The following is a 24,290-nucleotide window of genomic DNA, read 5'->3' as shown; positions in this document are numbered from 1 at the left end:
CGAACGCATCCCCCAAACCCGTAAAACCCGGTCTATATCCATTCTTAGGGAATGGTGATGCCCGGAAAATAAGGGAAGTCTCAATCTATGGGAACGATACCTTTCCGTGAGGAATTCTCACAGGGAAGCTCGTGACTTTAGTCATGAGAGGACGTCACTCAATAAAAAAACTGACCACAAAATGTGGTCAGGGCCTGATTGGTGAATGCATCGCTTTTTCTTTATTTTTTGCAAAGGGCAAGGCATATATGGGTCTATTGAGGTGATCCAGCTTGTTGATGAAGCTTTGGGTTATAATGCCTTAACACTTTTTGGCAAAAATGGCCCATTCCCTCGTAATGGAATGGACCATGAAATCAGTTAATATTAGGGTTACTTAACAAATTTTTGCATAATTTCAGACGTAATATCCTTGGCTGATAACTGATGTTCTTTAATAAACCTTGCATATCCGCGTACATCAAAGGGTTCCATGAATCCGCCGCTATAGATGTTACGCTCATTCTTTTTGATAAAATCGTTAGCGATTTTATCACTTTCAAATGCATTCGTCACTCCACGCATAATCATATACCTCCCTGATTTTTTGTGTTGCATCATCAGACAGCATAAAACGATACTGATGTTCGGAACTCGGTAATGGAACAGCGTGAAACTGGTCAACATAGTATTGATATATTTCGCGATCCATTGCGTCTCCATACACAAATCCATCATATCCATGTTTGACAGATAATTCAGCAGCAATAGCAAATAAATGACCACCAACGCCTATGTACTTCTGTTTGCCATATTTCCAAACATTGTTTTGTGGTGCTGTGCAGCCCCATGCGAGATACACACATTGAGCGCCAGCGTCATAACGAATCGCCACTAATCCCTGAATGTCAACAGTGCCCTTCAGTACAAGGGCATAAATTTCAGTATCCTTATCAAATTTGCTCCAGTTAACATACCACCCAGTTTTAGAGTTGTATTTGGCTAAAAAACTTTTCCGAACTAATCGAATCACTTCAGTTTCGTAGATTTCACCTGTTTCAGCATCTTTGAGACAGGGAACCATTTCATCGAAAATAAATGTTATCATTTGCGTTCCTTTCTTTTATTATACTATTTTCCTGCATCTAACACAAACTTTTTTTCGCATTTTTCTCCTTTCTCGATTTCTTTTTTTATTGTGACGTATTCAGTATGTGTCAGCGACGTGCGGTTTTTGGAGCAAAATTTGCGCGTAACAAAATGTTGGTTTTTTACAATTTCATCTCATTTTTGTAACCCGCTTCATGAAACCTATAAAATTGTAAGTACGTCTCTCACCACCATCCTATTTCCGCTCTCTAAATACTCTATTTGCTGATAAGTCGAGTTACACCTGTTCTGCCTAAACTTCCGGTACCGCTCAGTCAATTCATAAGAAGCGCCGAATGTATGCATGCACGCTGCATAAAATTTCGGTTCAAACTCCCGGATTGCTTCCAGCTCTGCCTGGATGTCCCGTCCAAGCGGACATCCGGCACAGCCCGTGCGCTTTAAATGGTACCGGGTATAACATGCGCTGTGGGCGATCTGGTACGTTTCCACATACTGCCGTTTGTCTTCATTTGTCAGCCAGAAAAGCGGTCGGTAAGTATCCCATCCGATCCTATCCTCCTGCCAGTTCTCGGAACGCCGGTCAAAGCAGCTTTTGTATGCGGTAGCGCGCGGCCCGCCCTCTGCTTTTCGAACGCCAATGATATCCAGATCGAAGTTTCCTTCGTTCATTACCCGGTTACCGACCTTTTTCTTCGCATATTCGCAGCATTTGCAAGAAATCGCACGGACGGCTTCTCCCGAATCAGGAATTCTTTGAGTCCTTTATGATGTGCGATGCAGAACTGCTCAGATTTTGCGGTGTTGCACCACCATTGTAAGGCCGTCTGGCAGTTCGGATAGCTCCTTGCCAGCTGTTCATACGGCTCATCTTCCCACATAAAACCGTGCCGCTGCAGGCGTTCCAGATAATCAGAAACGCGTTTATTGATAAGCGGCGTCCCGTATTTTTTTACAGACAGAGGAATTGGCAGAACTGCTTTTTCCCGCCGGATCCGGATGCCGTAATGTTTCTCCAGATACGCTAAATGGTCTTTTGTCGCTTGATATTCCAGGCCGGTGTCAAACCACACATAGGTTACCTTGCTTTCTTTATCACACCGCCAAATGGCGTCCAGCATCACATCACTGTCTGACCCACCTGAGATCTTGCAGGCGATGTGTTCATATAATGGATCATTCACGACCGTCCATGTTTTTGTAAACATCTTTAAAACCGCAAGATTCTGCGGGCAGTCCTTTAATAATTCTTTGAGTGTATTGGCTTTTTTCCTTTCCATCATGTACTTTCCTCATCCTCATACGATTTCGTTTGAGGTGAGGCAAAGCCATGCTTGGTGAGTGTCTTTTTACACCGCTGTCACATATTTTTTCGATCCGGCCATGTCAACGATCCGCATCCCGGATCATCGCGGCAACTTTCCTAATGAAAGGCGTTATGCACACGATGGATCTTCTTAGCCAATTGTGAGGACGGCGTTTCCGAGTTTCTCGAAGCCGTCCAGTTCCAGACCTATCATATCCCTTTTGTTCTCATTCTTATAGTCTTCCAGGAACATATTGAGCCATTCGTCGATGAATTCCGGATTATCGTAAGCTGGCGGCAATACTGCGTATTTTTCCGCTGTCTTGCAGACTCCTTTTCCTGTTTGGAACCGGATCCTGATCCGGTATACCGGAAGCCGCACCGGGACCGGCAGGAAATTTTTTGGATGGGCTGACGCCAAAAGCGCCTGAGCGCCACCTGGAATAAATGACTCATCCAACATCGTTACATGATTGAAAAACTGGTTCGGATGCATATTTTTCTCTCCTTCCTGTTTTTTCTTTATTTCTTTTCCTTTATAGAATTGATTATCGACAGATCTGTCTTTTGCGCGGGATTTTTCTCAAGTTTGATTGAGGCGGATCCCCTTTAGTATGTCCGATCAAGGCGGGACGTTTTTTTGCGGATAACACTTTTTGGTCAAAAATGGGCCGGAATGACATCTGCTTGCCATGCATGACGTGAGGCATGTCCGCCTAAGCACAAAAAAAAGACGCCCCAGCCTAATTGCTGAAACGCCTTATTTTCTCTTTCCATTCTTTTATGCCTTTTTCTGCTTTTACGCAGTCTGTTGGCACCTATTTTCTGGTTTTCGTTATCTCTCATTAATAACGTCATATACTCACGCCTCCATTCCTCATGCTTTTTTGCCGATTGAACTTTTTCAAATATACAGGTTTTTTAAAGAATTGCGCCAAAAATGCAGGCAGTTTTTCGACTTCATTTTCTGGAAAACGTATGTCAAACTGAGCTAACAGATCCATGACTGTCTGCTGATCTTTCAGTGCGATACTCTCCTTTACATCGATATCCAGCCAAACCTCTCGGCCTGACACCCCCTTTATAATTACCGGATAAATTTTATCTCCTGCTGTACTGGCAATAAAATGTCCCGTCCTATAGCAGGTCTCACGATCCATAAGCGTAACACTTGACGGAGTACCAACAAAAGATAACTGGCTTTTGACGAACTGTGCCGCATCATCATACAGCCACCGCACCTGCACGTGATCTCTCAACACAGTGATACTACCGTTAAATAAATAGTATGCCGCCTGGTCACCCAAAGGAATCTGATCTATTTTTTCTCTTTCGCTAGGATACAAGCCATCATCTGCACTACAGATCCACCCCGAAAAATCACGTATATACCTCAGCTTTTTGTGCGTATAAACAGCTTCCGCCTCATCCGGAGCAACCCCCAGAATCTCTGTTAACATATCGTATGCCCCATTCGGCCTAGTTCCCGAATATCCACAAGTGATTCCCTGAATCCACACCTCTGTAAGATCGTCGTACTTCAACACGCACTGGGGAGCTTTAATTTTGCTTAATACATCTTTTTTCGCCACCTCGTGCGTTGTGTAAAATCCCGAGTTAATAGCATCCTCCGGATTAAAAAAAAGAAAAACTGCCCCAATACTGTTTGGCGTTGGAAGCATTCTGACGTAGTCAACGCATTTATGCGTTGGTCCTTCAAAAATATCTTTTGGGGAAATAACGTTCACTTTTTTGCGCTTTATCAGATACTCCTCAACATCATCTCTTAAAAAAAGCGTGCAGCCCGGTACTGACTTAGCTACTGGCAACTTCCCACGCGAGACCAAATTACTAACTTGCTGACGACTTACGCCCAGCGCTTCTCCAACCTCTGCCGGAGTCATCACTTCATGCTGTAATATATAATGCTTGTATTTTCTCATTTAGGTATCACCTCACTCATCCTTACATTGACTATCCATCATTTTCTTGGGACTTGATCCAATCAGAGAAAAATTCTCTTGTGTCGGGTTCCGACGAACCTGTATATACGACAGCGTCTGCCAATGCAAGCAACTCTTTTCCTGGATCTTTTGTTTGACGTTTACAATCTTCCACCGTATGCATAGTTAGCAGGCAAGAGACTCCCCTCTCTTTTGCGACCGTTACCTTTTCCACGATTCCCGGAATTTCTCCGAGCTGCCAAAAATCATCCAGCACAAACATGACCGGAATTTCTGCTTTTTTCTCTTCTTCTGCAAAATATTTTAGTGCTTGTGCGCAGAAAATGCTGAGGAGTACCCGAAATTCCGGCTCAAAGAATGCAAAAGGAAGAAATAACACAGTCTTTCCCTTTTGGAACATTTGAAAATTAATTGTATTTTCCGCCGTCAGTTCTTTGATTGGTTCCGACAGAAATCTCATTAAGCAGGTGTGCACGCATTCACATGCCATGCGCTTTTCATCTTCTGAAAACGACCGGAATTCTTTCAGAAACGAGTCATACCATATGGGTGAGTTCCGCGGAAATCGCACCTTAGGCAGTCTTTCCAAAGTTTCCATATTCTCCCGCACCATGCAGACAGCTTTAAACATTTTGGCAAATGTCTGCGTTTCCAGATTTGTACACTCTATTGTATACGCAATCATCATGCACAAAAACGCCTGTCCTGCAACTCGCACCTTCTCATCTTCTATCTCATCAACGCTTAAGATATACAGATTATCCAGAATACCCGAAGCAAGTTCTTCCACATCTTTTTTTGTATTGACAAAACAAAATGGATTGTAACGATAAGAATTCTCCCGATCATCGAAAGAAAACTTCTGCACTCGACATCTCGCCTCTTTTAATGATTTTTCGGTATCTTTCTGCAGTTCTCCGTAATAATCAGTTACGATCAACGAATGAAAGCCCAACATGTTCGGGCGGACTATCTGAAAGGTTTTTCCGCTTCCAGCCTCTCCGATTGCAATTATGATGCGTCCCTTTGGGTCCGATTCGGTATTTGCCTGCAATTTGATCTGCGCAGACAGAAGAATCTCGCTTATGTTCGATGGCTCCATTTTTTTCTCACTTCGTTCTTCCAACCAGTATCCCCTTGGCGATTCTTTTCTACGCCTTTTCGTGCCTTTCGCTCCCACTTCTTGTGAATTCTTTGCAACAGTTTTTTGATATGCTCCATTTTCTGTCCCTTTCCGATGCTGCTATTCTGATGGCTTTCTCACAATATGTCGAATATTGGCTTTTCTTATTTTTGCGGATAACACTTTTTTGGATCGAAACAGACAGGACCGAAGTCCTGCCTGTTGTCTAAAACCGTTCAAACTACAATTCTTCGTCCAGCTTGGCGACCGGGCTTGCATCCTTTGCACCTTTCTGCGCTGGCATCGGTTTAAGTCTTGAGGGGAATGGTACGTGGTACATCTCACCTGTGCGTTCATGCGTCACTTCCCGGAACTGGGTCGGTTTTTCCTTGTGGATAATGGTCGCATCTGATTCCTTGATTATATCTTCGCAGTTCCCGTCCATTACCGGTATTTTGGCTACTCTCTTTTGTCCATATTTCGGTTTCCCGTGTGGTCTTTCCGTGTTTTCGTCGGTTAAGTCATTCGGGCTGAAAATCGGTCTGGCACTCGGCATACGGTCATCCTTCCGTTTCTTCTCAAATTCGACAGACAACTTTTCAATATTTTCTTTCTGTTTTTCTTCCATTTTCTTTCTCACTTCTTCCAGCCGCTTAACGTCGTCCCGCTCCACCAAACGCGGATGATAAACCTTTTCCGGGTCGTTAGGCACGCAGTCATTCCAATTGGAAAGCTTATCCGGGGCCGGACTCTGAAGGGCGGACTGATCTAACATAATCATCCCCTTTCGGAACAGGGCTGGCGTTTCTGTAAGCAAATGACACATCACTCCCAGTTCGTCCTTTTTACTGGAACCATGCGGAAGATCCAGCATGGCAAAGATACCCCGTCTGTTTAATGCTGCCAGCATGTTCTTATCCATCAGCTCCGCTAATTTTCCGGAAAGCATGATCATGCCTGGATAAAAAGTCCCATTACTGGTTCCGTATGCAAGTGTATACAGGATCTGTCTACAGATGATTGCCCGTAACGGCACGGTCTCCGGCGTATGAAAATGCGACAAGAAAAAGGCCGCATTGGAGCTACAGTGCTCCAGGAAATTTCTCTGATTTAGCGCATCCTTAGCTGTTTCTTTATCGGAACCGATAAAACTTTGTATGGATGATGCGGTCAGTTCGCTTAAATGCGTGTATAAAAGAGCCGCAATGGATGTCCGGTCCCTGTCATTAAGGCTGCGGAAAACATCGTAATGTTCGACGCAAATATCATCCCAGTTCAGCTCGCGTACACCATCAAAAAGCCGATCCAGTTTTGTGTTTGCATAGTATGATGTCTCTGTCATTTCTGCCATGAGCAGTCTTAAGACCATGGTTAAAGTCTGTTCTTCTTTTGACCGGTACCGGATCAGATACAGCATGATCGCCTGCAACAGTGAGAAACTGACCGCCCGTGTGAATGACAATGGAGTTGCTGCATCCGTAGCCAACTCTCTCGCCATGCGGAAGACTTCCGCTTCTGATGTTACACCAAGCGGATTATAAATGCCATCGCATACGGGCTGTTCCGGGTCCAGTACGTGGATACTGTGCCCCAATTTTGTAAGACTATTTGCGGATAACTGCAAGACAACATCGGAATTACAGTCCATGACCAAAAGCTTTGGTTTCTGCTGTAATACTGCAGTCATACATAACCGTTCCCAGGTATCTGGATGAATGCCCTCGGCCAGAATATTGGTTTTGGGCGGAATGCTGAATTTTTTTGTCATATTGTTTATCTCCCCTTCTTTTTCGAAACAGATCTTCTAATACACATAGATCTATCTGCGACGTTTATTTGATGTTTTCCTTATACCAAGCCAAAAGCTGCTGTCCACGCTCGGTCATTTCTACGTTTTTTGTTCCATGATATTCTGGCGGCACAGGGGCATGATCCATCATGGATGCATGTTCCTCGTAGAAACGCTTGTCTTTTTCATATTTTTCTTTCGCTTCAAGATAGTCTGGATTTTCGGATTCCTTTTCTACAATTTTCATCCATTGTTCGCTATGGGACTCAATGCTCTTAGCAAAAGATGAATAGTTATCGTATTCCTTCCAATTATTTGTCCAATGGTTGTTATTGGCTTCGGCGATGACCAGTGAGTTGTCTGCATCCGCGATGCATTCCAAAAGCTTTATGATGTTTCTTAATTCAGTACCCCAATTATAATGATGATGTCGGCAGTCGTTGTAATAATCGACTTCAATCTCATCGCACAGGTGAAGCAACTGCACCACAGAACATTTAAAGATATCGAACGGTTTCTCTGGGTTCATCTTGATCTGTGCTATCACATAATTGCGGTATCCGCCAATTTTTTTATGTAAAGAATCGCTCAGGTTCATAACATGGAACGCACCGACTCTACGCACATATTCATAAGGCAATATTGATAAAGAGCCTGTTTCCGTAGTCTTGAATTCATGATACTCATTCATGTTGTATGTCGCGCTATACAGTCCTTCCAATCCTAACAGTTCCTGCTCATCAGCGGTCAACTTCATCATTTTAATCTGGTTAACCATGTTATCCGGGAACAAAAAATCCGGAAAGGACGACACACTTCCTTCTTCCTCATCTGGTAGTGCGGTATTTTCATAGTGTTCGAAGAATTCCTCCTTGGAGAGGTTTAACTGTTCGAGGATTGCGGGCCAGTGGCTTATATCCGGCAGTGTTTTCTTCTCCCAGTTCTGGATTGTCGTGGGTGATACACCAATTTTTTCCGCGAGCGCTTCTTGCGTCATGTTGCAGCGTTCCCTCGCGTTTTTTAAAAATAAATACAGTGTCATATTCTATTCTCCCCTTTACTTTCTGGTTAGCCGTATTATAACAATGCGGGAGGGTTAGTACCACAAAGCCTAAAAAATAAGAGCAATTTTTCACTTACAACTTTCGCTTATGGTATCGACCCTCACATCGATGTTTTACATATTTCCATTTTTCCCGCACTAAGCCATGCTTGTTATCGCACCTTAAGCACCCTTATCAAGCTACAAACTTGCAGACTTCCTGAGCATTTCGGTAAAACGGCGAGCGACACAACCCAAAGCGGGTTTTAAGGCATCTCCAAGTTTTATGGTTTTTAGGTAAAATCATAACTGATTGATATATGAAATAATCGCTGCATCAAGTTCTGGCCCGCATTTCTTTCCAATATTATAAATACTGCCCCAAGCATTTTTGCCGGATTGGATTGAAATGCGGCAATCATTAAATTCAGGTCGAAACGTAATAAAATATACTTGATTTTCGTACACATGGATCATAGCACTTCCTACGTAACCCATCTGTTTTTCAGTACTCTTAACGATACAAAATTCTGTTCTGGAAGTACCATTTTCATATTTTATCATTTCTTGCCCTATCATATATGGGCATTTATTTAATAAATACGCAATTAAAACGTTCTTATAATCTTGATATAATGAATCAGAAAACATTATCTCCCATGATCGAATTGTATATGGGTTCCCCGTTACTGGATCATGCTCACTTTTGTTGTACGCTTCTGCAAATGCCTGATAGGAATCATTTGGTTTTGGCATATCTTCCAATCCAATCATTGTTAAAGTGCCATTTTCCCACGGATCTTCCACTATCGATTCTGTTTGTGTTTCTGATTCAAAATCTGCAGCCATTTCCGAGGTCGATGGTTCATATTCAGCTCTTATGGATTCTGCTACAGACTCTTTAATGTCACTTACCTCGCTTTCAGAATATAATTTCTCTTGTGTACTTACAGTTGGTGAGCTTGTATTTTGTTTACATCCGACCAATAAAATAGCGCTGACTAATACAATAATAACTTTTTTCAATCTTAAATCCTCCTTTAAATAGATTGGTTTTATGTAAATACCTTATTTTCTCCAAATAATCTCTTTTCCCTCATTAATCTCGTTGTGCTGATGCGCACCGCCCCGCATACGAACAAAATATGAGATGGATACTGCGGATGTCCTCTAACATAGCCAATTAAAGCAACCAGCGCCTCATAAAGCTCCTGTCCGTTAAAATCCGCATCGATATGGAATTCCTTTTCTCTTTTTGTGAGCGTTATGCTCTTTTTGGCGTCACTCATGATGTCCGTCTCCTAACCGGTTCATGATCCGTTCATCGGGGTGTTCCCCGGGAACACCCCCTGTTTTCTTCCGTCTTTTTTGTTTTCCCGACTTTCCCCTCCAGTGCATCTTCCAGATGGTGTGGAGAATCCTCACTCCGTCCTTTATGGCGTGGATCTTCGACTTACTCCCCTCCGGCCGATCCCGGTACTGGATCGGCACGGAACGGATTATCATTTTACTTTGCAATGCAAAGATTGTCATTTCTGTTTCAATTTCAAATCCATGGGACTGTGGCTGGAAACGCTTTATAAATTCCCGGCTAAGCGCTCGGCATCCGGTCATGACATCCGGTATATCCGCATGGAACAGCCGGTTGATCAAACGCTGTACGAGCCGGTTCCCGAACGCGTGAATCTTCTTTTTGTTCTCTTCGTAATAGGTCGTGGAGAGTCGGTCGCCGATGACCATATCGGCGCCTTCCTGGATCCCCCGTAACAGGTCTAAGGCCCTGTCTGCTGAGTACGTATCATCGCCGTCCGTCAAGATGTAACAGTCTGCCTGGATCTCCTCAAACATCCTCCGGATCACATTTCCCTTTCCCTTTTCTGGTTCATATCCGACTGTCACTCCGGCTTTTAAAGCAATCTCGGCAGTCCGGTCATCGGAATTGTTATCATAAACATAGATGGTCGCCTCTGGAAGTGCGTGTCTCCAGTCAGTGATGACTTTTTCGATCGTCATTTCCTCGTCATAGCACGGAATCAGGACTGCTATCTGCATATCTGGCATCTTCCTCACCTCCTCCATTTTTCTCATCTTCTTTTGTATAAGATCATGTTTTTCCCTTCGTATGATTTTTTGTATTCTCCGTCATGTTCTTCTAAGAACAGTCCCAGGATGCCGCCGCGGTCGCATTTGCCAGTAAGAAGTAATGGGCCGGAATATCCCAGACCAGTGCCTCGTACTCCTTTGCACTTAAAAAATCACTGTCTTTTTCCGGTTTTCGGCTCTCTTTTTCATTCTTCTTTTCTTTCTGCATCAGGAGTGGGAAAGATAGATTCGTGTCCGTTAAGTTCCTTCGCATGTTATAAAGGGAAACCATGTTTTCAAGGATGCTGCGGCCTCCTTCCCCTTTCTTGCTTATATAGAGCTCCGGGCGCATATCGATATACACCTGGAAGCCTTCATATTCAAAAAACTGGTTGTATTCCGGAGGCAGGCAGCAGATATCGGAATCCGGGTCTTCGGTTACGGTCTGACGAACCGTCTTCCAGTCTTCCAGCATAGTATCATCTGCGTATCTTGCAAAATACACATCCGTCAATGGCTGGTTTGTGAAAATCATCCGGAGAGGCTTTGCGCTCTCTTTTCCCAGTCCAACTACCAGGACTGCCATACAGATTGCCAGTACAAGTTTCGTAGCCCGATCAAGCCGAATCCTGCTCCACAACTTTATCATGGCATCTTCGATGGTGTTCCCCATATTCCTAAATAAGTACAGGGTACCAAGCATGAAAAACGGATACCATTTTGCTTTGGAGATGACAAGGATAAGAAACCCTCCCCACATCCATACAGCCGTTGACGTCAGGGTAAGTATCTTTCCCTGTTCCGTCTGATCCACTGAATGCTCCAGTCCGTAAAAGAACAAAAGGATCGTGCCAAAAATCGGCAGAACGTAAGTCATGTCATTCAGCGCAAAAGGGAGTAGCTCCGAGATCTTCATCAGCTTTAAAGCCCCCGAAGCCATGGCGTCAAACACGTACGTCACGTTCTTCAGTCCGTATGGATTCGCGAGCAGGACCGGCATGGAGAGAATGGCTGCGAAAATCAGCGTTCTGCGCATTGTGCCGGTCATGCAGGTCTGTGTCACGCGTTTACATGGGAACTTCACCAGGTATGGCAGCAGGACGATTAGGTGCATGACCCAGTAACTCGCATGAAAATTGATTTCAGCAAACATCGCCACCGGGATCGTTCCCAGGTACCGCTTTTTACCGGTCTGCTGGTATTTTTCGATCCCATAAAGTTCCAGGATGATCAGAAGAAACGTTAGGATCTCCGGGCGCAGATTCAGATACCCGAACAGGTTTGTCAGGATGACGGTACAAATAAGCTGCACCCATGGGTCAGTCGTAGTCTTTGCGACCAGGTTCCGGACCACCAGATACACTCCGGCGATCATAAGAACTGTCAGGATAAACAGGCCGGCTGTCCCGAAACTCTGTTTCACCCATGCGATCATGACACAGTACGCCCAGTTCTGAATGATTATTGGCATCCCAGGCGTCGCGATGAACGGGTTTGTATGTGGGATCCCATGGGACAGGATATAATTTCCCGTGGAAATGATATAGAAGACATCTGTATCCACCATTCCTTTTATACCCTGTAGGATAAACCAGACCGTACAAAATAGGATTTCAGCGAGGAATGGACTGGGGCGCTTTGGAGATTCGAGGCGATCCATAATATGCTCCTTTTCGTTTTGAGATTTTTCATCGACAGTATGTCGCATTTCTTTCATTTTTGGCATAAAAAAGCTCCGGCCTTACATGGCCGGAGTCTCTCGGTTTCTGAAATCTCAGACGAGCCGTTATTCCGGCTGATCGTCTGTTTTTTCGGTTCCTCCTCTTTTTTCGTTTCTCCCAAAATGACATTCGATTTGGGAGATATAACATTCGATTTGGGAGATAAAATATCATGAGGAATCATTCGTCTGTTTGTTTCATCCGGCTAATCGGCTGTTTCGAGGTATCAGTCGGAGTGGTTAGAGCCTTCTCCAGACTCCACCCAGCCTTTTCTCGTTTGTCGAAGACGAATTTGCTTATCCCGTAAGCTTTTGCCATGGCTGCCTTCGACTTATAACGGTTCCCGAGATGGTCCACCACCTTCAGGTGTTTTCCCTGTTCGATATCCTCGTAGGTATAACCCTGAGCTATAAGCCTGGATACAGTCTGCTGCGGGATGCCGTGCCGCTTCGCGAAGTCCGATGCGGAATCATAATAGTCATCCAGGCCATAATCATCATGAGCATAGGTCTGTCCGAGTCTTCCAAAGTTCCACGGCGTGTTCAGTTCGAAATGGCGCAGTACTGTGCGCGGGCTGACGAGCAGACTGTGACTTTCGATCGTAAACCAGTATTTGTTATCCGTCTTCACGCTGATCTGTGCTGGATCTGTGTGGTTTCTCTGCCGGTCAAACAGCTCCAGCATCCCAGCATGTTCTGAAATCATCTGCATCTCTATTTCCTCCTAAAATTGAAATGTGAGGTCAGCTACGGGAATTTCCGTGACCGGCCTCATGTGCTTTATATCTACAAACAAGTGAGTAAATTCTGTGATTGTATAAAGATATATATTCTATTTTGGATATTTTGGGGGACATATCCAAAATGCGTTCCACTGACGCTAACCCATTTTGCGGATAACGATTTTTGGAATTCTTGTAACCTGATCCATTCCATTTTTGTAACCCACTTTGGTTCACAAATTTCGAAATTTCCAAAATGGAGCGATTTTAAAAAGTAAGTTCTAAAAGTGTCTCGGTATCGGTCAGATAAGCCACGGTGCTTCCGGCTGCCACGGAAACCACAAGCCCGCAGGCGATTATTGCCCGAAGCAGCTGCTTCTTTAATTTTCTCATAAAAAGAAAAAACCTCCTTTCAAAAACCACTTTTTATATCCAAAATAGAAAATCTCTGCAAACCCTTTATCCATGCGGCTTTGCCGCTATTTTGGATGTTTCTCAAAAAATATCCATTATCCAAAATGGAATATCGAATTTACTTCATATTTTTCCCTTCGGCATTCAACTTTCGGAGAAGTGCATTCCGGTTCTGATGCTTGTCATCCGAAAGCCAATTCTTGTAACCCACTTTGGTTCACAAATTTTGAAATATCCAAAATGGAGCGATTTTAAAAAGTAAATTTTGAGGTATGGGACCCGCTACCATTCGCGAGTCCCATACCAATTCGTTTCCGCCTACTTAAACTCCTCATATTCCGGGAATGTCTGCACGAATTCTTTCAGCTTTGCCTCATATTCTTTTTTCTTTCTTTTTCGTTCCTTTGGCGTTGTCACGATCTCATCATCCAAATCTTCCATCCGGATCTTATTGCGGACTGCGAATTCCTGAAAAATATTCGCCGTTTTATAAACCCGGTGGCGCGGAGCAAGGAAATTCTGGACAATCATATTCCAAGCATAGACCCAGATTGGCATATCCTGAATATCTATAAAACCGAATGCCAACGGAATGGCTGCCGGGATCATAGCAATTGTCGCTTGCTGCGTCATCGTCATTGCGCTCGCGAACGGGGAAATAATCGCATAAGTGATTACAACCAGGGCGACAGCACAGGATACGCCGATCGCCTCACGTTTGGTAAACGGCCCCATGAATTTTGGCTTAAAGGAGCGCACATCCTTTGGTACCGGCATAATGATCATTTATATTACCTCCTTAATGTGTGCCGACAATTTCATTTGCTATACTTTTTGATTTAGCGAAGAATCCGATCATGGTAAAATTTACCAATGCGGATGTTACTGGAGAAAATCCTGGGATTGCCGCACCAGATTCCAGCACATCTCTTAAATTCGTTCCGATAAGAACTGTTACATATACGATTGTACCTGTAATGCGCATGCTGCCAGTCCCTTAAGCCAGCGTACACCTGAACTTCTGAATTTTTCAGAAAACATATCACCAACGGCAACCGGGGTAAAGACGAATCGTATACAGGTTTCAATAGCGATTGCGTAAACCGTTAATGAAATGATGCCGTTAATCACATTTCCTCCAACAAAATTAATAACGGCTTTGACCGGGTTTGGCCACCCAGATGCAATGCCATAAAACGCATCAGCAGCGGATGACATGGAGTTAGAAAGAAACTGCGTGATCATTCCCCAGCCACCCGACGCAACAGAGCCTTTTAATCCCGTGATTCCACCATCATTGGCTGCTGCTGTAACCGTTTCCCACATTGCTATGCGCATTTTAATCGCCGCTCCATTCACACTGGCAGGCTGAGCCGCTTGGATAACGCTCCTCAAGATTACATTTCCGCCGATGTAAATAATTGCCATTGCAATATATAAACAGTTATATATAATCCAAATGCCCAAACACATTTGTAAAAACGAGCGCCACAAAGCTTCTGTCGATACAGAACGCTCCGTCGCCTTTTCCATGATGTTCATCACACTAAAAACGAGACATAACGTGGCACCTAAGGTTGTACACATACTCATGACCGCATAAGCGGGCGAACTTGAGTCGAGCAACTTTTCAATCATCACTTTCATCGCGCTTGTGTTTGTTCCGGTGTCATCGCCATCCCACCACAAGATATGGAGTTTATTTGTTGCGTCGTTTAATGCATTAGCGGTAGCGTCAACCTCTTTTTTGTTTTTTGGAACATTGTGACTCTCGCAGGCTTTCGAAAAAAGTGATTTCCATACGCTCGCATTCAGTGATTGTTCCTTCGCGATTTCATTGATGATTTTATTACCGTCATTGACAGTATTTAATGATTCATCGCTCAATTTATCACGAAGCGCGTCAATCAATTTTTCTTCAGCAGCTTTGTTTGAAAGATCCTGAATGGCTTCTTTCGCTTGTTCCGCCATGTACTCATCGTATCCTGAAATCGTTGTTAAATCTGGCTCTTCCGATGAATCCGTTTCTGTGCTCCCTTCAGCCGGAGGATTCGTCGCATAAACTGCGTGGCCTCCCGTAAATAGAAGGAAACACATCAATATCATTACAAATATCCATTGATATTTTTTTGTTTTACTTCTAATTTGCATCGTTGTCACTCCTTACGCAAACACCCGGCCAGGGGTCCTGTCCGGGTGCGAATCTTGTGTGCGCGATCCACTAAGCAACAATGCCTAATGCATGTAAGATACCCTGCATACCGATCAGGACCGCACCGGAAATCAGCTTGCCTAATGCGCCGTTCATTGCTTCTGCTTCACCGTCTTTTCTTGCAGTGACGTATCCGTAGATACCCCAGATCAGCATGCCGACACCGGTGATGCGGCAGATCCAGATTGCAAGGCCAATGACAATGCTCATGACCGCGTTCATGTCGCTGAAATTCTGTGCCAAATTATTAGATACCTTTACATCCGGCAGTCCGTTTGCTGCCAGGAATACGTACGGGTACTTTGCCATCATGACCGCGGCAGTTGCAACCGCGCCGGCTTTATTGATCATCTCCCCGGCCTTATCCTTGACGGCGCACATTGTTTTTGATCTCATCATCTTTATGCTCCTCCTTATGATATTTTGATCGCTCGGGAATTGCCCGTCAGATAATCGGGCATCCCATTTATCTGTATCCCGCTATGGGGCTACATTCAGGTTACAAAAAACTATTCTTCCAGCACGAGCATTTCACGCATTCCGCGCCGGAGATATTTGTTCACTTCTTTCTGCTTCGGGCTTAAAATCACCGATGGGTTGGATTCCAGAAGCCAGATCGCGAACAGTACATTATGCGGGAAATCCTCCATGATCCGCATGGCCGTCTCCATGGATGGGTACCAGGTCGCGGATAACTGGTAGCCGCATTCCTGTGCGTCCTCCACATGGGAGTCATATTCGTCAAACGTCATGGTGACGGTCCCGTCCTCAAGTACTTTCATCCTTTTCCCCTCCTCGACATCAGTATGTTGTACTAATCCATTTTTCCGGAACGCGTTTTTTCGGCGCATTCCGGAATGAAAATCAGGCGGCATCTTTTTTGCGGATAACACTTTTTGGTCATCCGGATAGACATTAGATCTGCGTCTGTGGTTTCGTGGACAGCAGTTCAAAGAACGGGGATTCCGTCGGGAACTTATTTGCGAACGGCAGGAGGGATCCTCCGTACCAAATCAGTCCGTGTCCGGACTGGGCGTTCTTGATGAAATCCAGCTGGGTTTCCGATACGTGCAAGATCGTGCCAATTTCCTTCCGGTCCGCATCACTCTGGTTCAGCATCTGCACCATCTGGCAGTTGTTGATGATCGCACGGGATTCTCGGTTGGTTAACATATCTTCTACATTTTGAGTGATTCCTGTCGGAACTCCGCCAAACTTTCTTGCCTGTTTATATATAAACATGAGATGTCTTGCGCAGGATTCGGACTGTGTTAACAGGTAAAACTCATCGATGAAGATCCAGGTGCGCACGCCGCGCTTTTTGTTTGCGACCGTACGGTTCCAGATATCCTCCAGGCAAACCTGCATACCCATTTCCTTTAATCCTGTTCCGATATCACTGATGTCATATACGATAAACCGGCGGTTGGTATCCACGTTTGTGTGATGGGCGAACGTATCGTAGGAACCGACGCAGTATTTTTCCAACGCGATTCGGATATAGTCCGCATCTGGTTCTGGCTGTCTTCTTAAGATTTCATAGAAATCCTTTAAGGTTGGCGTCACGCTGCGGTCGCAGGTCACATTGCTGCCGGATAACCGGAGCTTGTCCATGTGTTCCAAGTACGGGGTGTAGATCTGGCGCACGCAGCGGTCGATAACGGACTGCTGTACCGGGTTTAAGCCGTAATGACCTCCGATCGCAGCCTCGCAGAGCGCGCCGATGTAGTCGCTCTTTGCGGTTACCGGGTCATCACTGCTGGTACCATCGCCGTTACTTGCGTAGTCAAGGTCCATGTCGAACGGGTTGATATGGGTCGTGCCGCCCGGTGCAATACGGATAACCTGGCCGTTTAAGCGCTCACACAATGGCTTATACTCGGCCTGCGGGTCGATGACGAAGATCTCATTCTTTTCATGTTTTAACCACGCCTGTGCCATTTCCATCTTCGCTGCGAAGCTCTTACCGGAACCGGACATACCGATGATCAGACCATTGGAGTTCTGCGCCTCCAGGCGGTTTACAACAACCAGGTTATGGGAGGTCTGGTTAACGCCGTAATAGAGTCCGTGCGGCTCGTTCATCTCCTGCGCTTCAAACGGGATAAAAAGGGCTGCGGCCTCGGTGTTTAACATGCGGTTCTGATAAAGGCGGTTGACGCCGAGCGGTACTGCGGATGCAAGCCCTGCTTCCTGCTGTCCGTTCAACTTTGTCATGCCGCACATATGCTTTTCTGCGTTATTGATCACCATCTTGGTGTAGTTTTCCAGTTCCTGGTACGTATCCGCAAAGATGACGCTGACAACGGTTGCCAGGATGGATTTCTGGTTGCGGACAGTAAAGTCGTTAAAAGCTTTGTCAGCATCTTCTTTCTGCTGTTTTATTCCAGTGGGACGAAATCGCCGCTTAAGCCTTTTTTAACCTTCTTTTCCGCGGATGTCGCCATGTTACGGGTTACCTCTAACATCTGGTTGCGGACCAGCGTGATCGCCTCATCCTGACGCATCGGGGAGAAATGGACACTTGTAAGTGCCGTGCACGGTACGCTTGCTAAGTCTGTCATGATCTCCGCGGATAGCTGAGTCGGGTAGGTACGCATGCCAAGCGCGCGTCCGAACTTGTCATCGATCAGGAAATAATCGTCGTAGAACTGGATATCCATCGGCGCGATCAGGTCCTTGGTCGTAAGTCCGAGTGATAACATGTATTCCAGATTGAAAGTCTCGTTCACCTTGCCGCCCATATCCATTTTTTTATAGAACGGCATGGTAGCTGACTGGTTGTAGATGTTGTAGAGTAATGTCAAACGGTCCACAAGGTTTAATGCCTCGGTATTGTTGTCGCCGTTGATCTGCTGGATCTTTGGCACCATCTCCGTATCAACACGGCTGAATACATTGGCTGCTACCTGGATGTTTTCTGCGGCTACGCCCACCGTGATGAATTTCTTCTGCACGATATTGTTCTGGCCCTCGTTGATCTTCTCCTCTAAAACTGCGTTCATGGCATGGCGCAAGTCATCCGCGCCATCGTTCTGATCTTCAAAAAGCGTATTTTCGCGGAACACTTCCTTGTCAAGCTTAGTATTAAAGATCGTAAACTGCGGCCGGACATCCGGCTGGAAGTAGTTTAAAAGGTCACCGTAAGCAAAATACATTTCATCCTGATGATCCTGCGTGGCTGTTTTAAAGTTCGCATCTGTCAGGGTATACGTCTTGGTATACACATCGTCTTCCGACATGAAAATTCCGTTACGGAATACCTTTAGATACGGCAGGGTATCCTGGGAACTTTTCGGGATGCGCATGGCCTTGATCTTCGCTTTTTTCGCCTTGTCAAGCTTGGTGTTCTTTGCTTTTGTCCGGGTCTTTCTGCGGTTTCCCGGGGCTTCCAGAGTCGCTTCCTTCGGTGATGCGATCTCACGCTCCTGCTTTGGTTCCGTTAAGCTTCCGACGTCGCCGGCAAACTTCGACTGGAATCCGCTCTCTTCCTTTTTCCCGAGGCGCTCTGCGTTTTTGCGACCGGGATCTTTGTCGCCTGCATCTTCTGATCCTGTTTCTTTTTCTTTTCTTTCTTTCCAAACAGCATCTGCTGCACTCCTTTCTTTTATGTTGTTCAGCTCCGGTCCCGGGCGGTCCGGTCCGGTTTCCCTATCAGTATGTAAAACTTTTCTGAATGCCTCACCGGCAAAACAGCCCGACTCATCCGCCTTTTCTATGTCACGTTTTGCGGATAACACTTTTTGGCACATTTTCCATCGCGGTACACAGCAAAAAAAAGCCGCCCGGTTTCCTGGACGGCTTTTGCATCATTTTTTTCTAAAATCCCTGCAATTCCCGGATCGCTTCCGCCAACAGTCCAATCAGGACCGTGCGCAGTTCCGGACGCAGGATCGAAATTGCCCCGATCATGGCAAAGACCCCCATGACCGTTTTCATCACGTTAAAATACAGTTTTCTCAAACGGATGAATCCACGGCTCTGGACCGTGAGTTCTTCCTTTGGTTTTGCTTCATAGCGTTTTTTTAAACTTGGCTCTTCTTCCGCCTGATCCGGCTTTGCAGTCAGAAGCCTCTTTTTATAAACTGCCATTCGATCTCCTTTCCTGTTTCTCGCTTACCGGCTTGTCTGCTCAGGTGTCATGTTCATCGGTTCGATCGTGGGGTCATCCGCATCCGGCGCCAGTGAAAAGAAAGCCTCTCCGTTTAAGAACGCCTGGAGCATGTTGTCGCGGTATTTTTTTGCATCATATGCCGCTTCGTAATACCCGAGGATGACAACCATTTCATCCGGGAAATAGACCCGAATGGAATAGAGCGGATCCCCGACTGCCTGCGCCATACCCTCCTCATCCTGTGTCTCCTGTAAGTCTTCCGTCCCTTCCGCAATATTCCAGTCCTGCGGGATTCTTTCATCCGCGACCTCAATCCTGGAAAATCCATTTAAGACGTAAACATTCCTGGCGTTCTGGTCTTCGACCAGAAAAATCTCTTTCACTGACGGGATCTCTGTCCTCATAATTGGTCACTCCTTCCCCGGCGTCTCCGGTAAACCGTTTCCTTCAGTATGTGTACGGCTGCCGTCATTTCTGCCGCGGAGTCCGTTTAATGCTTCTACGGTATTCTCCTCAATTGACCTTAACAGGGCATCATACATCCTTGCGGCTTCCATCCGGTAAGTCACAAGCGGGTCCTTCTGCCCGATGGTCTGGTAGCGGACGATCTCCTGGAGTTTTTCCATCTCTGAAAGGTGCAGGACCCACAAGGTATCCAAAACCCTGAGACAGAGGTTGCGTTCCACTGCTGCGAACCGTTCCGGGTTTCCAATCGCAGCTACCATGGTATCGTACCGGTCTGCTGCATCGTTTGCGATCAGGGTCACGAGTGCCGGCGTCCGTTTCTTTTTGTAACGGTCATCCGTCACTTCCCTGTCCAGGAAACGTCCAACGGCCGTCTGGAGCACTGCAGGATCTTTCCGTTTCCCTTTTATCGCGTGTTCCGCTTTTTCCGCCACAACATGGCGGAACATGTTAAGAACTTCCTCATGCAGTCTGGTATCCTCCAGGATATCCTGTCGGTACCGGTAGATGTGCTCCCTCTGGATATGGTTTAATGCGTCGTAATGCATCAGACTCTCTCTCATGCCGAAATGGTCCAGCTCCACCTTTTCCTGTGCTCGGTTGACTAAAACTGCAGCCCGCTGGTCCATGAACGGTGCTCCCGGCGGAATCTGCTGCTTCTTTAACTCTTCCGTGAGGGATTCTTTGCCGTTATAAACGATCAGGTCATCTTCTAAGGAAACAAAGAACCTGGACTCGCCCGGGTCTCCCTGCCTTCCGGAACGGCCCCTTAACTGGTCATCGATCCGCTTGGATTCGTGACGTTCCGTGCCGATGACTTTTAATCCTCCCGCCGCCTTTGATTCCTCCGGGATTTTAATATCCGTACCACGGCCCGCCATATTGGTGGCGATCGTTACCATGCCAGGTTCCCCTGCTTTTGCGACGATATCCGCTTCCTCCTTGTCAAATTTTGCGTTCAAGACCTGATGGTGGATACCGGCTTTTTGCAGCATCCGGCTGAGTTTTTCCGATACCTCGATGGAGACCGTTCCTACTAAAACCGGCTGCCCTTTCTCATGCGCATCCTGGATCTCCCGGACCACAGCCTCAAATTTTTCCTGCTTCGTCCGGTAGATGTGATCCGGCAGGTCCTTTCGGATGACGGGACGGTTGGTCGGGATCTTTAATACGTCCATGTGGTACGTTTCCCTGAATTCCCTGCGCTCCGACGCTCCGGTTCCCGTCATGCCGCTCTTTTTTTCGTATTTATTAAAGAAATTCTGGAGGGTGATGGTCGCCTGTGTCAGGTTTTCCGCCTGAATCTCCACGCGTTCCTTCGCTTCGATCGCCTGGTGGAGCCCGTCTGAATAGCGCCTGCCTTCCATAACCCTTCCGGTAAAGGTATCCACGATCAGGACCTCCCCATCCCGGACGATGTAGTCCACATCCCGCTTCATGAGATAATGTGCCTGAATGGCCAAAAGGATGTGGTGCCGGATATCTACGTTCTGCTCATCGGAAAAGTTTGAAAGGCCGAAAAATCCTTCTACTTTCTTTTCTCCGTCCGCGGTCAGAAAGATTGTCCGGTTGTCTTCATCCACGATGAAATCGCCAGTCTCCGTAAACTCTTCCCCGGCATATGCTTTCGCCTTGGAAAACCGGTCGGATACGCTTCCTTTTTCCATCTGTCTGGCTAAAACGTCGCAGAGATGGTATAATTTTGGCACGTTCGTGCCGGCACCGGAGATGATGAGCGGGGTCCTCGCCTCATCGATCAGGACAGAGTCCGCCTCGTCGATGATACAGTAATGGAGCCCCCGGAGTACCCGGTCATTTAGGGACTGGACCATGTTGTCACGCAGATAATCAAATCCCAGCTCGTTATTGGTCACATAAGTGATATCACACGCGTAGGCCTTTCTTCGTGCGGTGTTATCCATCTGGTTTAACACGCATCCGACACTCAAGCCTAACATGCGGTGAATCTGCCCCATCCATTCCGCGTCACGTTCCGCCAGGTAATCGTTAACGGTCACGATGTGGACACCCTTTCCAGTCAGCGCGTTTAGGTACGCCGGTGCCGTGGACACCAGGGTTTTTCCCTCACCGGTCTTCATTTCGGCGATCAGCCCGTCATGCAGCGCCAGCCCACCGATCAGCTGGACATCGTACTGCCCGTATCCGAGGGTCCGTTTTGCGGCTTCGCGAACCAGGGCAAAGGCTTCCGGAAGCAATTTGCTTAAGGGTGTGCCTTTCCGATACCGTTCCTGGAATTCTTTCGTTTTTGCTTTCATTTCTTCTTCGGAAAGTTTTTCCATGGCCGGCGCAAGTTGATTAATTTTCTTTACGATATGTTTGTAATGATGCAGTATTGCCTGTTCCATTGATTCCTCCTGTTTGCATCCCGTTTCACATACCCCGGCCGGAAGTCCTTATGGGGCATGAATGGATTTTCTTCAGTATGTCGGATGTTGGCATGCGGTGTTTCTTTTGCGGATAACACTTTTTGGTGCGTTTCATGGGTGTTCCCCGGGAACACCCCTTAAAATCAGTCTCGAACCTTAACGACAGCCTTTTATAAGCAAAAATAAGGTTCCGGCCGCAAAGCCAGGAACCTTATGTCTTACATTTTTTTAATCATTTGTCTGATAAACTCCTCCTCCGGGGCATCGGCTGCCCGCACCAGAAACCGTTCCGGGTCAAGCCCGTTTTCGATCCGCTTACGGAATTCTTCCTCCCCGTATGTCTGTAAAAACTCATCCGGGTCTTTCGCCGGTGATGTGTGCAGGATACTTACCTGCAGCCCCGCGTTCTGTAAGATCGGAATGGAACGCGCTGCGGCGCGGATACCCGGTCCGTCGCTGTCTAAAGACAGGCAGACATGGCTGTAAAAATTACGGATCATGTTCGCATGTTCCTCCGTCAGTGCTGTTCCAAGGACAGCTGCGGAATTGCGGATCCCGTGCGTCTGCATTGCAATCAGGTCCATATATCCTTCCCCGATTACGATCGACTTCTCCTCCTCTGCAGCAGCGATGGCTGTCTGGAAACCGTACAGGATCGTATGTTTGCTGAAGATCCGGTTCTCCGCACTGTTTAAATACTTGGGACCGTAACCGTCCCCCAGTCTTCTGCCACCAAATGCCACGGTACGTCCCTTCCGGTTCAGGATCGGGAACATGATGCGGTTGCGAAACATGTCATACGGCTGTCCGTCCTTCCCATGTTTGACCAGTCCGGAAGCATAGATCTGCTGTTCGGAAAATCGTTCCGATAGATACTGATACAGCATCGCGTTTTCCGCCGGGGCGTAACCGAGCCCGAATGCGGAAAGTGTGCTTTCCGGCAGTTTCCTCGTTTTCGTGATATACCGGAATGCGTCCGAATCCCGGTGTTCCATCAGGTACCGGAAATAAAAGACGGCTGCCGCCTCATAAATGGTCTGCAGTTCCTCGTCATCCGGTTCCTGCGGCATCTCAGGTTTTTCCTGTCCCATCAGGATCTTAAAGTCATCCATATTACCATGCTTCCCACAGGCATAACACCAGAAGACCCCGTTTTTGTTATCGGCACAGAACATGTCCGCACCGGAATGACAAAACGGACAGGTGCCGTAATACCGTTTTGTCTTTTCATGAAATTCCAGTTTGGTGTACCGCTTTGCGAGCGATACCATGCTGTCTTCGATAATCATGTCTCCTCCTTATTTTAGAACCTTTTTTCGCAAATGTATGCTCGTCAACTCCGGTCATGCAGCTAACCGTCTACTCGTCAGCGTCCAGCACATCGTAAGCTTCCAAATGTGTCCAGTCATAATTGCATTTTTCAGCGATCTTCAGACATGCTTCAGCCTCATTTGCGGCTGCTACCGTTCCAAGAAAATCTCTTGGCTCATAATCAACCCAGCCGTCATCATCCTTTTGGACATCATCGCCTTCGTCTGATCCGCTCTCATGATCGTCATTCGAAAACGGTGACCCATAATACTGCGCATCGCGGATATAGGCCGATGAAACGCATACGACGTACAGATTTTCTCCCCGCTCTAAAAGCTCAATCAGTGCCTTTCTTGTCAATTTTGCCATTATCATTCCCTCCATTTCTTATGCATTTATATGAACATAAGAAGTATGTGTTTCGGAACGCTAAATTTTGTGGCGAAATTCTTTCCGGCAGCAAAAACCTGCAGAAAATGCAGTCATGGACCAAGTCCGATGTTCAGTATGTCGGATATGACTGTGCCCGTTTCTTTTGCGGATAACACTT

Annotated in this window: 27 protein-coding genes; all 27 read right to left on the bottom strand. The window is 46.3% G+C overall.

Annotated features, from left to right (window positions below; all coding sequences use genetic code 11):
• Nucleotides 1-372: 372 nt before the first annotated feature.
• Nucleotides 373-564, bottom strand: a complete 192-nt coding sequence (locus DW085_RS10850) for a hypothetical protein (protein ID WP_118492746.1) — start codon at nucleotides 562-564, stop codon at nucleotides 373-375.
• Nucleotides 539-1,087, bottom strand: a complete 549-nt coding sequence (locus tag DW085_RS10845; RefSeq protein WP_118492744.1) for a hypothetical protein — start codon at nucleotides 1,085-1,087, stop codon at nucleotides 539-541. The genes DW085_RS10850 and DW085_RS10845 overlap by 26 nt, the downstream gene beginning before the upstream one ends.
• A 203-nt stretch (nucleotides 1,088-1,290) precedes the next feature.
• A complete protein-coding gene (locus DW085_RS19805) occupies nucleotides 1,291-1,761 on the bottom strand; it encodes a hypothetical protein (RefSeq protein ID WP_243034003.1) in 471 nt (156 codons plus the stop codon).
• Nucleotides 1,761-2,372 (bottom strand): phosphoadenosine phosphosulfate reductase family protein, encoded by a 612-nt coding sequence (locus DW085_RS19800; RefSeq protein ID WP_243034002.1) that lies wholly within the window; start codon nucleotides 2,370-2,372, stop codon nucleotides 1,761-1,763. The genes DW085_RS19805 and DW085_RS19800 overlap by 1 nt, the downstream gene beginning before the upstream one ends.
• Nucleotides 2,373-2,546: 174 nt before the next feature.
• Nucleotides 2,547-2,891, bottom strand: coding sequence for a hypothetical protein (locus DW085_RS10835; RefSeq protein WP_118492742.1), 345 nt, complete (start codon nucleotides 2,889-2,891; stop codon nucleotides 2,547-2,549).
• A gap of 164 nt (nucleotides 2,892-3,055) precedes the next feature.
• On the bottom strand, nucleotides 3,056-3,253 hold the full coding sequence (locus DW085_RS10830; RefSeq protein ID WP_118492740.1) for a hypothetical protein: 198 nt from the start codon (nucleotides 3,251-3,253) through the stop codon (nucleotides 3,056-3,058).
• The gene (locus tag DW085_RS10825; protein ID WP_118492738.1) at nucleotides 3,250-4,338 is read right to left on the bottom strand and encodes a helix-turn-helix domain-containing protein; all 1,089 of its coding nucleotides are present in this window, start codon (nucleotides 4,336-4,338) and stop codon (nucleotides 3,250-3,252) included. Before DW085_RS10825 ends, DW085_RS10830 begins: the two co-directional genes overlap by 4 nt.
• 31 nt (nucleotides 4,339-4,369) lie before the next feature.
• Nucleotides 4,370-5,461, bottom strand: coding sequence for a type IV secretory system conjugative DNA transfer family protein (locus DW085_RS10820; protein ID WP_243034005.1), 1,092 nt, complete (start codon nucleotides 5,459-5,461; stop codon nucleotides 4,370-4,372).
• 262 nt (nucleotides 5,462-5,723) lie between these two features.
• Nucleotides 5,724-7,250 (bottom strand): hypothetical protein, encoded by a 1,527-nt coding sequence (locus DW085_RS10815; protein WP_118492734.1) that lies wholly within the window; start codon nucleotides 7,248-7,250, stop codon nucleotides 5,724-5,726.
• 64 nt (nucleotides 7,251-7,314) lie between these two features.
• Nucleotides 7,315-8,313 carry a helix-turn-helix transcriptional regulator gene (locus DW085_RS10810; RefSeq protein WP_118492732.1) on the bottom strand — a complete coding sequence of 333 codons (999 nt, stop codon included), beginning with the start codon at nucleotides 8,311-8,313 and terminating at the stop codon, nucleotides 7,315-7,317.
• Nucleotides 8,314-8,616: 303 nt separating this feature from the next.
• On the bottom strand, nucleotides 8,617-9,339 hold the full coding sequence (locus DW085_RS10805) for a hypothetical protein (protein WP_118492730.1): 723 nt from the start codon (nucleotides 9,337-9,339) through the stop codon (nucleotides 8,617-8,619).
• Nucleotides 9,340-9,368: 29 nt separating this feature from the next.
• Nucleotides 9,369-9,602, bottom strand: coding sequence for a hypothetical protein (locus tag DW085_RS10800; RefSeq protein WP_118492728.1), 234 nt, complete (start codon nucleotides 9,600-9,602; stop codon nucleotides 9,369-9,371).
• Entirely contained in the window at nucleotides 9,595-10,374 is a 780-nt protein-coding gene (locus DW085_RS10795; protein WP_182430869.1) for a glycosyltransferase family 2 protein, read from the bottom strand. Before DW085_RS10795 ends, DW085_RS10800 begins: the two co-directional genes overlap by 8 nt.
• 91 nt (nucleotides 10,375-10,465) lie before the next feature.
• The gene (locus DW085_RS10790) at nucleotides 10,466-11,962 is read right to left on the bottom strand and encodes a hypothetical protein (RefSeq protein ID WP_118492725.1); all 1,497 of its coding nucleotides are present in this window, start codon (nucleotides 11,960-11,962) and stop codon (nucleotides 10,466-10,468) included.
• A 334-nt stretch (nucleotides 11,963-12,296) separates the two neighbouring features.
• Nucleotides 12,297-12,827: a hypothetical protein gene (locus DW085_RS10780; protein ID WP_118492722.1), complete on the bottom strand. Its 531-nt coding sequence runs from the start codon at nucleotides 12,825-12,827 to the stop codon at nucleotides 12,297-12,299.
• 277 nt (nucleotides 12,828-13,104) lie between these two features.
• Nucleotides 13,105-13,230: a SipW-dependent-type signal peptide-containing protein gene (locus DW085_RS10775; protein WP_118492720.1), complete on the bottom strand. Its 126-nt coding sequence runs from the start codon at nucleotides 13,228-13,230 to the stop codon at nucleotides 13,105-13,107.
• Between the two features lie 339 nt (nucleotides 13,231-13,569).
• Nucleotides 13,570-14,037 (bottom strand): PrgI family protein, encoded by a 468-nt coding sequence (locus DW085_RS10770; protein WP_118492718.1) that lies wholly within the window; start codon nucleotides 14,035-14,037, stop codon nucleotides 13,570-13,572.
• A 168-nt stretch (nucleotides 14,038-14,205) separates the two neighbouring features.
• The gene (locus DW085_RS10765) at nucleotides 14,206-15,402 is read right to left on the bottom strand and encodes a hypothetical protein (protein WP_118492716.1); all 1,197 of its coding nucleotides are present in this window, start codon (nucleotides 15,400-15,402) and stop codon (nucleotides 14,206-14,208) included.
• Nucleotides 15,403-15,472: 70 nt separating this feature from the next.
• Entirely contained in the window at nucleotides 15,473-15,862 is a 390-nt protein-coding gene (locus DW085_RS10760) for a hypothetical protein (protein WP_118492714.1), read from the bottom strand.
• 110 nt (nucleotides 15,863-15,972) lie between these two features.
• Nucleotides 15,973-16,245 (bottom strand): hypothetical protein, encoded by a 273-nt coding sequence (locus DW085_RS10755; RefSeq protein ID WP_118492712.1) that lies wholly within the window; start codon nucleotides 16,243-16,245, stop codon nucleotides 15,973-15,975.
• Nucleotides 16,246-16,378: 133 nt separating this feature from the next.
• Nucleotides 16,379-17,716 carry a VirB4-like conjugal transfer ATPase, CD1110 family gene (locus DW085_RS10750; RefSeq protein ID WP_118492710.1) on the bottom strand — a complete coding sequence of 446 codons (1,338 nt, stop codon included), beginning with the start codon at nucleotides 17,714-17,716 and terminating at the stop codon, nucleotides 16,379-16,381.
• 128 nt (nucleotides 17,717-17,844) lie between these two features.
• Entirely contained in the window at nucleotides 17,845-19,215 is a 1,371-nt protein-coding gene (locus tag DW085_RS10745) for a hypothetical protein (RefSeq protein WP_118492708.1), read from the bottom strand.
• 67 nt (nucleotides 19,216-19,282) lie between these two features.
• Nucleotides 19,283-19,555, bottom strand: coding sequence for a hypothetical protein (locus tag DW085_RS10740; protein WP_118492706.1), 273 nt, complete (start codon nucleotides 19,553-19,555; stop codon nucleotides 19,283-19,285).
• A 24-nt stretch (nucleotides 19,556-19,579) separates the two neighbouring features.
• Nucleotides 19,580-19,981 carry a hypothetical protein gene (locus tag DW085_RS10735; protein ID WP_118492704.1) on the bottom strand — a complete coding sequence of 134 codons (402 nt, stop codon included), beginning with the start codon at nucleotides 19,979-19,981 and terminating at the stop codon, nucleotides 19,580-19,582.
• A 6-nt stretch (nucleotides 19,982-19,987) separates the two neighbouring features.
• Nucleotides 19,988-22,408, bottom strand: coding sequence for a preprotein translocase subunit SecA (gene secA, locus DW085_RS10730; RefSeq protein WP_118492702.1), 2,421 nt, complete (start codon nucleotides 22,406-22,408; stop codon nucleotides 19,988-19,990).
• A gap of 239 nt (nucleotides 22,409-22,647) precedes the next feature.
• Nucleotides 22,648-23,718: a toprim domain-containing protein gene (locus DW085_RS10725; RefSeq protein WP_118492700.1), complete on the bottom strand. Its 1,071-nt coding sequence runs from the start codon at nucleotides 23,716-23,718 to the stop codon at nucleotides 22,648-22,650.
• Nucleotides 23,719-23,788: 70 nt separating this feature from the next.
• Nucleotides 23,789-24,109, bottom strand: a complete 321-nt coding sequence (locus DW085_RS10720; RefSeq protein WP_118492698.1) for a hypothetical protein — start codon at nucleotides 24,107-24,109, stop codon at nucleotides 23,789-23,791.
• Nucleotides 24,110-24,290 lie beyond the last annotated feature (181 nt).

The sequence above is a fragment of the Clostridium sp. AF50-3 genome, assembly GCF_003477445.1.
Lineage (GTDB): Bacteria > Bacillota > Clostridia > Lachnospirales > Lachnospiraceae > Otoolea > Otoolea fessa.
Note: the sequence above shows the minus strand (reverse complement) of the source record. Positions and strands in the feature narration are given on the sequence as shown.